This is a genomic window from uncultured Lamprocystis sp. (assembly GCF_903933125.1).
Classification (GTDB): domain Bacteria; phylum Pseudomonadota; class Gammaproteobacteria; order Chromatiales; family Chromatiaceae; genus Thiodictyon.
In genome coordinates this window covers 1-9,024 of record NZ_CAIZIZ010000439.1, presented here as the reverse complement: position 1 = coordinate 9,024, position 9,024 = coordinate 1, and the positions used below count along the sequence as shown (strand labels likewise).

The following is a 9,024-nucleotide window of genomic DNA, read 5'->3' as shown; positions in this document are numbered from 1 at the left end:
GGGCCACGCCCGCCGATGGACGGCGGCTGGCCGCGACGATCGGCCGCCGCAACCCCCGGCTCAGCACACGCTTCGGCACCGCCGTGGCGTCAGTTGCGGGGCCTGCGCCCAGCTGCAAAAATGGCCAAAGTCGAGATAAAGATCCGTCAGTAAATCAGCCAGCCATTGCTGTGGATTGGCGGGAGTATTCCTTCCACGCTCTATTTTCTCTCGCGCAATCCACTGATATTCGGCAGCCTGCGCAGTACACTCAGTCAAGGCAACAACAGACAAGGGCGTCCGAACAATTAATTCCTCATTCCTGCTGCCCGTACCGATCGTCGGATTAAAGAACCTCGCCAATGCTATTGGATCTGACTCATTTGGTATGCCCTTTTCATTGAATCGAACACCAACGGTAGAAACCATGGCCCAGCGTTCTGCTGACTCTTGTTCTCCGAGAACTTGGAAGTACACATCTGACCGGATACGGCACGCCTCATCCCAGGCATTGACAATGGCAGGGGCGAATCGATACTCATCATTCTGAATTCTGGCGTGAAAGGCAGTGTAAAATTGGCATAATGATCGTCTGCCCCAGATGGTTGAAACATGATCAAGCCAGTGTGTGTATTCGTGCGCCGCTAATACAAGAACTTTGAACCGTCCAGCAGGAGCACAATTCTTGACCGCAACGATGTGCTTTTCTTCGAGACCATTGAACGATATAAGCTGGCTTGAGAAATCGTAGACACCCTCGGTTCCTGTATTAGCGAAGGTTCCCCAGCGGCCTGCTTTGCTGCGAATCTGTAACGGCACTGACGCCATAAATCACTCTCCAATGTCGCCTACTTGACAACGATAAGGGGCCAGACTCAGTTAGATCCGCCGGGCGAAGAAGAACTTAATTGAGCCAAGCCGCCTTCCCCTCTAAGGTCGCTACGCGGATTGCGTATCCCCGAGCGGCGCGGAACGGGAGGGCGATCATGCGGCCATCGCCTCGGATCCCTGGGCGGCAAGCTCCTCGCGCAGGCGCGCTTTCGCCCCCTCGTCGATCTCCGTCAACGGCACAACGATCGTGTCACGGTCCGAACGTGAAGCGGCGGCCTGCTCCGGACGGAGCCAACCGTAGTACAGTCGGTCTTGCTTTACGTCGGCGACGAGCAACATGGCGGGCGTGTTGGAGTGCGAGAGGCGCTCGTGGATTTTCCGCGAGATGCGAAAGCCGGAACGAACCGGCTGCTGCGTTGCCTTGACCTCGACCGCAAAATTGTCGATACCGCCTTGAGGGTTCGACAAGCCGACGAGTAAGTCAAAGGCGAGAGCGTGCTCAAACCGGGCTACATAAGCTGCGTCGAGGCTTTGGAAAAACAGCTCGGCCATCAGCTCGGCGCGGCGCCCAACCATCTGTGCTTGCGAGTTGTTTGCGCTCATGCGAATCTCGATACAGTGGGTTTGTGATGGCCGGTGGGCCAAAAGCGGGATACCTCGCCGTGAAGCTGCTTCAGGTTTCCGGCGGTAAGCTCGTAATGAAGCGGGATGGACGTTATTGCCCTCGCCGGGGTACCGATGTGCACGGATCTTACGAAAACCCTTTCCGATGGCTCATGGACTCCGAGCAGGTAAGTGGGACCCGGAATTTGCAGGAGCCGCTCGATGTCTTTCTTCTTCGTCGATATCCTGAGCGATCGAGACGACGGTGCAATAGTCGTCGATTTGACTTGAGCGAAAAAATACAGCCGTCTTCCAGGTATGGAGGTCAATTCCACAAGATAGTCGATGGCCGGCCACTTCTCACCGAGGTGCGCCGGACGGAACAGCGGCTCGGGGAATGTTTTGTAGTCGGTCAGGCGCAACTCCACGATTTTCTCGCCGCGGAAGCCCGTAACGTCTCGTAGCTCGCTGGTCATGGCATGGCGTCTATAGCAGAACCAGGGATAGATTGTCCAGCGTCACTCGCACCACGCGGGCCGGTTTGCCCGTAAGGAAATGCCGGTGGCGGAAGTCCGCGTCCTTCGTGATGAGGAAGGTGCCGGTTTCATCGACAGACCGAGCGATGTCGGTGTCCGTCGTGTACCACTTGTCGAGGATGCGTTTGACGTGAGTCCAGCACGGCCTCGACCGGCCACCGCATGTGCCCGACGCAGGGCTTGCCGTGACAGATTTCGGTTTCGATCGTGATGCGCTCAAGGAGAGGCATGGCTTGTGTATCAACGAACCAGTTTTCGAGGATGGTACTCGCGCCGCTCAGACACGGCAAGTCACCGCACGCAAAGAGAAAGCGGCCCGCAGGCCGCTCTCTCAGGCACGCGGGGGCGGGACGCCCCCACTCCTATCGGGGCAAATCCGACCGCCCCATCAACCACTCATCCACCGCCCTCGCGCACTGGCGCCCCTCGCGGATGGCCCAGACCACCAGCGACTGGCCGCGCCGCATGTCGCCCGCGCCGAAGACACCGGGGATCGAGGTCAGGTAAGCCTCGGCCCCCTCGGTGGGGGCCTTGACGTTGCCGCGCGGGTCGAGTTCCAGCCCGGCGTCGGCCTTGAGGGCATCGAGCATGCCGTCATGTACCGGATGCACGAAGCCCATGGCGAGCAGCACCAGGTCGGCCTGGAATTCGGCTTCGCTGCCGGGGACTTCGGACATCTGCCAGCGGCCCTGCGCGTCTTTGTCCCAGCGCACCAGGCAGTATTTCACGGCCTTGACCCGGCCCTGGTCGTCGCCGACGAAGGCTTTGGTGAGCACGTTCCAATGCCGGTCGCAGCCTTCTTCTTGCGAGCTAGAGGTGCGCAGTTTGTTGGGCCAGTCGGGCCAGGTGAGGCCCTTGTCTTCCTTGACCGGGGGCTTGTCGAGGATCTCGATCTGGGTGACCGACTTGGCGCCGTGGCGGTTGGAGGTGCCGATGCAGTCGGAGCCGGTGTCGCCGCCGCCGATGACCAGCACGCGTTTGCCGTGGGCGCTGATGAAGTCGTCCTCAGCGACGTAGGAGCCCTGCACCCGCTTGCTGTTGCGGGTGAGGAAGTCCATGGCGAAGTGGATGCCTTGCAGTTGACGGCCGGGGATCGGGAGATCCCGCGGTTGTTCGCAGCCGCCAGCCAGCACCAGGGCGTCGTAGTCGGTCCGCAGGGTGGCGATGGGGATGGTGACGCCGACATGGGCGTGGGTGTGGAACTCCACGCCCTCGGTGCGCATCTGCGACTGACGGCGGTCGATGAGCTTTTTCGACAGCTTGAAGTCGGGGATGCCATAACGCAGCAGGCCGCCGATGCGGTCGGCTTTCTCGTACACCGAGACCTGGTGCCCGGCGCGGGCAAGCTGCTGCGCACAGGCCAGGCCCGCGGGGCCGGAGCCGACGATGGCGACCCGCTTACCGGTGCGCCGTTCAGGGACCTGGGGTTTGATCCAGCCCTGCTCCCAGGCCTTGTCGACGATGGCACATTCGATGGTTTTGATGGCCACCGGTTTGTCATCGATGTTGAGGGTGCAACTGGTCTCGCAGGGGGCGGGGCAGATGCGCCCGGTGAACTCCGGGAAGTTGTTGGTGGAGTGCAGCACCTCGATGGCCGACTGCCAGTCGCTCTTGTAGACCAGGTCGTTCCAGTCCGGGATCAGGTTGTTGACCGGACAGCCCTGGTGGCAGAAGGGGATGCCGCAGTCCATGCAGCGCGCCCCCTGGGTGCTGAGTTCGCCATCGCTCAACGGGACGACGAACTCGCGGTAGTGGACGACGCGGTCGGCGGCCGGCTCGTAGCGCCGGTCGCGACGGTCGTATTCCAGGAATCCGGTCGGCTTACCCATGGTGCTTGATCTCCCGCGTGACCTTCATCGGTCGCTGCGTGTCGGGTTGCGGCGGTCGGCTTTGATTGGCCTGCATCGCTTCCAAAGCCTGCTTGTAGTCCACCGGCATGACCTTGATGAACCGCGGCAGGGTGGCTTCCCAGTCGTCGAGAATGCGCCGCGCCACGTCCGAGTTGGTGTAGTGCAGGTGGCGCTCGATCAGGCCCTTGAGGCGCAGGGCATCGAAGCGGGTCATGTCGTGACTGATGTCGACCATCCCGTGATTTTCCATGTCCCCACCCTGGTGGTCCAGCGCCTCCAGGGCCGCGTCCTCGGGCGGGATCGGCTGCAGCTCGACCATCGAGAGGTTGCAGCGGTCCTCGAAGGTGCCGTCGCCGTTGAGAACATAGGCGATGCCGCCCGACATGCCGGCCGCGAAGTTGCGCCCGGTGGGGCCCAGGATCACGGCGATGCCGCCGGTCATGTATTCGCAGCCATGGTCGCCCACCCCTTCCACCACCGCGGTGGCGCCGGAGTTGCGCACACAGAAACGCTCGCCGGCCACGCCGCGGAAGTAGCATTCACCGCTGATGGCGCCGTAAAGCACGGTGTTGCCGACGATGATGTTGTCCTCGGCCCGCTCAATGGCGCAGTCCTTGGGCGGGTAGATGATCAGCCGGCCGCCGGACAGGCCCTTGCCGACATAGTCGTTGCCCTCGCCTTCCAACTCGACGGTGACCCCCTTGGCCACCCAGGCGCCGAAAGATTGGCCGCCGGTGCCCTTGGCCTTGATATGGATGGTGTCCTCGGGCAACCCGGCATGGCCGTAGCGCTCGGCCACCCGCCCGGAGAGCATGGCGCCGAAGGTACGGTTGTAGTTATGGATGTCGATCGCGATTTTGACCGGCTGGCCGGCCTCCAGCGCGGGCTGGGCCTGGCGGATCAGTTCATGGTCCAGCGCCTTGTCCAGACCGTGGTCCTGGGTCTCGCGGTTGGAGAGGGCGACCTCGGGGCCGACCTTGGGTTTGGCCAGCAACCGGGTGAAGTCGAGCCCATGGGCCTTCCAGTGATCGATGGCGCGGCGCATCTCCAGGCGATCGGATTGGCCGATCATCTCGGCGACGGTGCGGAAGCCCAGCCGGGCCATCAGCCGACGCATTTCTTCGGCGACGAAGAACAGGTAATTGATGATGTGCTCAGGCTGGCCGGTGAAGCGCTTGCGCAGTTCCGGGTCCTGGGTGGCGACGCCGACCGGGCAGGTGTTCAGATGACACTTGCGCATCATGATGCAGCCGGCCACGATCAGCGGCGCGGTGGCGAAGCCGAACTCGTCGGCTCCGAGCAGGGCGCCGATCACCACGTCGCGCCCGGTGCGCATCCCGCCGTCGACCTGCACGGCGATGCGTCCGCGCAGTTTGTTGAGCACCAGCGTCTGGTGGGTCTCGGCCAGACCGATCTCCCAGGGGGAGCCGGCGTGCTTGATGGAAGTCAGCGGGCTCGCGCCGGTGCCGCCGTCATAGCCGGCGATGGTCACATGATCGGCATGGGCCTTGGAGACACCCGCCGCCACGGTGCCGACACCGACCTCGGACACCAGCTTGACCGAGATGCGCGCCTTGGGGTTGACGTTCTTCAGATCATGGATGAGCTGCGCCAGATCCTCGATCGAGTAGATGTCGTGATGCGGCGGCGGAGAGATCAAACCGACACCGGCGGTGGAGTGCCGCACCCGCGCGATCCAGGGGCTGACCTTGTGGCCCGGCAACTGACCGCCCTCCCCCGGCTTGGCGCCCTGGGCGATCTTGATCTGGATGTCGTCGGCATTGACCAGATACTCGGTGGTGACACCGAAACGCCCGGACGCGACCTGCTTGATGGCCGAGCGCTCGGGGTTCTTGCTCCCGTCCGGCAGCGGATTGAAGCGCTCCGGCTCCTCGCCGCCCTCACCGGTGTTGGACTTGCCGCCCAGGGCGTTCATGGCTTTCGCCAGGGTCGAGTGGGCCTCGTAACTGATCGAGCCGAACGACATGGCGCCGGTGGCGAAGCGCTTGACGATCGCTGTCGCGGGTTCGACCTCGTCCAGCGGAATCGGCTCTGCCGCCCACTTGAAGTCCAGCAGCCCGCGGAAGGTCAGCAGGTGCTCGTTCTGCTCATTGATAAGGCGCGAGAACTCCTCGTAGGTCTGCCAACTGTTGGCACGCGCGGCGTGCTGCAGCTTGGCGATGCTGTCCGGGGTCCAGACATGGTCCTCGCCGCGCAGCCGGAAGGCGTAGTCGCCGCCCACGTCCAAGTGCTTGCGGTAGATCTGCTCATCACCGTAGCCCTGGGCATGCCAGCGCACCGCTTCCTCGGCCACCTGATCCAGACCGATGCCCTCGACCGTGGTCTGGGTGCCGGTGAAATAGCGGTCGACGAAGCTGGTGCGCAGGCCCACGGCGTCGAAGATCTGGGCGCCGCAATACGACTGGAAGGTGGAGATGCCCATCTTGGACATGACCTTCAACAGGCCCTTGCCGACTGCTTTGATGTAGCGCTTCTGCGCATCCTCGAAGCTCGGCTGATCGGGCAGCGCCCGCAGCAGCGACTGAATGGTGTCGAAGGCGAGGTACGGATTGATCGCCTCGGCCCCGTAACCGGCCAGCACCGCGAAGTGATGCACTTCGAGCGCCCCGCCGGTCTCGACCACCAGACCCGAGGAGGTCCGCATTCCGCGGCGGATCAGATGATGGTGCACCGCCGAAGTCGCCAGCAAGGCCGGGATCGGGATGTGATCCAGATTGGTGTTGCGGTCCGACAGGATCAGAATGTTGTAACCGTCCAGGACCGCCTGCTCGGCCTCCTGACACAGCCGGTCCAGAGCCGCACCCATGCCGGCCGCGCCCTCGGGAGACGGATAGACCATGTGCAGCGTGCAGGTCCGGAAAGCGCCGCCCGAGTTGTCCTCGATGTGGCGCACCCGCTCCAGATCCTGGTTGGTGAGCACCGGCTGATTCACTTCCAGCCGCCAGTGCTTGCCGGCCTCGTTGATGCCGAGCAGATTGGGCCGCGGGCCGATCAGCGACACCAGCGACATGACCAGCTCCTCGCGGATCGGGTCGATGGGCGGGTTGGTCACCTGGGCGAAGTTCTGTTTGAAATAGGTCGACAGATGCTTGGGCCGCCGCGACAGCACCGAGGGCGGATTGTCCGCACCCATCGAGCCGATCGCTTCCTGACCCGTCACCACCATGGGCGTCAGCAGGAACTTGATGTCCTCCTGGCTGTAGCCGAACGCCTGTTGGGCATTGAGCAGGGTCGCGTCGTCCGGGGCCATGGGGGCGACATTGGTCGGCAACTCGTCCAGATGGATCTGGGTACGGGAGAGCCACTCGCGATAGGGGTTGGCGTTGGCCAGTTCCGCCTTGATGTCGCCGTCGTCGATGATCCGGCCCTGCTCCAGGTCGATCAGGAACATCTTGCCGGGCTGCAACCGCCACTTTTTGATGATGCGCGACTCTTCGATGTCGAGCACGCCCATCTCGGAGGCCATGATCACCAGATCGTCGTTGGTTACCAGATAGCGGGCCGGACGCAGACCGTTGCGATCCAGGGTCGCGCCGATCTGGCGGCCGTCGGAGAAGGCGACGGCGGCGGGGCCGTCCCAGGGCTCCATCAGACCCGCGTGATACTCGTAGAAGGCGCGCCGTTTGGCGTCCATCTGCTTGTTGCCGGCCCAGGCTTCCGGGATCAGCAGCATCATCGCGTGGGCCAGCGAATAGCCCCCCATGACCAGCAGTTCCAGCGCGTTGTCGAAGCTCGCGGAGTCGGACTGCCCCTCGGGGATCAGCGGCCAGATGCTGTCGAGGTCGTCGCCCAGGACCTCCGAGCGCATGGTGTGCCGGCGCGCCGCCATCCAGTTGAGGTTGCCGCGCAGGGTGTTGATCTCCCCGTTGTGGCAGATCATGCGGAACGGGTGCGCCAGATCCCAGGTGGGGAAGGTGTTGGTCGAGAAACGCTGATGCACCAAGGCCAGCGCCGAGGCGAAGCGCACATCGCGCAGATCGATGTAATAGTCGATCACCTGGTCCGCCAGCAACATCCCCTTATAGACGATGGTGCGCGATGACAGGGAGGGCACGTAGAAGTCCGTCTTATCGAACCCGGCCGCGCGGATCTCGTTGTCCATGCGCTTGCGGATGACGAACAGCTTGCGCTCGAACGCCTGCTGATCGGCACAGTTCTCGCCGCGGCCGATGAACACCTGACGGACCAAGGGCTCGGTGGGCAGCACGCTCTTGCCGAGCACGGAGTTGTCCACCGGGACATCGCGCCAGCCAAGCACCCGCTGACCGCCCTCGATCAGTCGGCGCTCGACCGTGGCCTGCGTCTTGGCGCGTGCCGCCGGGTCTTTGGGCAAAAACAGCATCCCGACCCCGTAGCTCCCTACCGGCGGGAGGTCGAAGTCCAGCACCGCGCGGAAAAAGGCATCCGGTAACTGCACCAGGATGCCGGCGCCGTCGCCGGCCCGCGGGTCGGCACCGGTGGCGCCGCGGTGGGTCAGCCGCTCCAGCAGTTCGAGCCCCTGCCGGACAATGGCATGGCTCTTGTGATTCTTGATATGGCAGACGAACCCGACGCCACAGGCGTCGTGTTCGTTCGCTGGGTTATAGAGACCCTGTGCGGGCGGAAGGGCACGCAGGCTCATCGCGGACCTCGTAGGTTCCAAGCGTAACAGTTTGGGATTGTGTCGCGCGGGGCGTCACGCATCCACCTGACAACGGCCGGGGTTAAACCCCGTCGTCCGGCACAATCCCAGCAATTTCGGCGTCTCTCAGACCCGCACCGACCCTGATTGGTTGCGGCGGACCGGCAGCGCTCCACACCAGGCGCTCACCAAGTCTGCCGCGGGGCATCGTCCTGCGTGTCTGATCGACTGCACGGGGCCGCCGATCATAGCGCGCAAGCATTCAGCGTGCCACGGCTAAACCGCGCCCAGTGCGGTATGCGATGATTTTTCGATGGGATCGGCCCCGGCAGACGCGACGATTGCTGGAGTTGGCGAGGTTTAGGTAATGGATAAAGGATGCACGGGGTAGGAATCGGTCAAACGGGGGCCGCGGGGCGTATCGAATGGGTGCAGGGCGCACCAGAACAGGGCGTCAGGGCTTCGCGCACTGGAGGTCGAAGCCTACCGTGAAAGTCGCGCAGCGAGCCTGTGGGAGCGGCGTCCCGCCGCGATGGGGCCGGGCGCACAGCCGCAGCGTTCGCGGTCACCGCGGCACCGCATC

Annotated in this window: 7 protein-coding genes; all 7 read right to left on the bottom strand. The window is 63.6% G+C overall.

Annotated elements, in window-relative coordinates:
- Window positions 1-60: 60 nt before the first annotated feature.
- A complete protein-coding gene (locus QZY03_RS23490) occupies window positions 61-807 on the bottom strand; it encodes a hypothetical protein (RefSeq protein WP_295585131.1) in 747 nt (248 codons plus the stop codon).
- Window positions 808-963: 156 nt separating this feature from the next.
- Complete coding sequence (locus tag QZY03_RS23485; protein WP_295585129.1) at window positions 964-1,413, bottom strand: DUF4365 domain-containing protein; 450 nt, start codon at window positions 1,411-1,413, stop codon at window positions 964-966.
- A complete protein-coding gene (locus tag QZY03_RS23480) occupies window positions 1,410-1,889 on the bottom strand; it encodes a hypothetical protein (protein WP_295585127.1) in 480 nt (159 codons plus the stop codon). Before QZY03_RS23480 ends, QZY03_RS23485 begins: the two co-directional genes overlap by 4 nt.
- A 10-nt stretch (window positions 1,890-1,899) precedes the next feature.
- On the bottom strand, window positions 1,900-2,037 hold the full coding sequence (locus tag QZY03_RS32250; protein ID WP_363170144.1) for a DUF5615 family PIN-like protein: 138 nt from the start codon (window positions 2,035-2,037) through the stop codon (window positions 1,900-1,902).
- Window positions 2,018-2,179 carry a DUF433 domain-containing protein gene (locus tag QZY03_RS23475; protein ID WP_295585125.1) on the bottom strand — a complete coding sequence of 54 codons (162 nt, stop codon included), beginning with the start codon at window positions 2,177-2,179 and terminating at the stop codon, window positions 2,018-2,020. Before QZY03_RS23475 ends, QZY03_RS32250 begins: the two co-directional genes overlap by 20 nt.
- 132 nt (window positions 2,180-2,311) lie before the next feature.
- Window positions 2,312-3,778 (bottom strand): glutamate synthase subunit beta, encoded by a 1,467-nt coding sequence (locus QZY03_RS23470; protein ID WP_295585123.1) that lies wholly within the window; start codon window positions 3,776-3,778, stop codon window positions 2,312-2,314.
- Window positions 3,771-8,441, bottom strand: coding sequence for a glutamate synthase large subunit (gene gltB, locus QZY03_RS23465; RefSeq protein WP_295585121.1), 4,671 nt, complete (start codon window positions 8,439-8,441; stop codon window positions 3,771-3,773). Before gltB ends, QZY03_RS23470 begins: the two co-directional genes overlap by 8 nt.
- Window positions 8,442-9,024 lie beyond the last annotated feature (583 nt).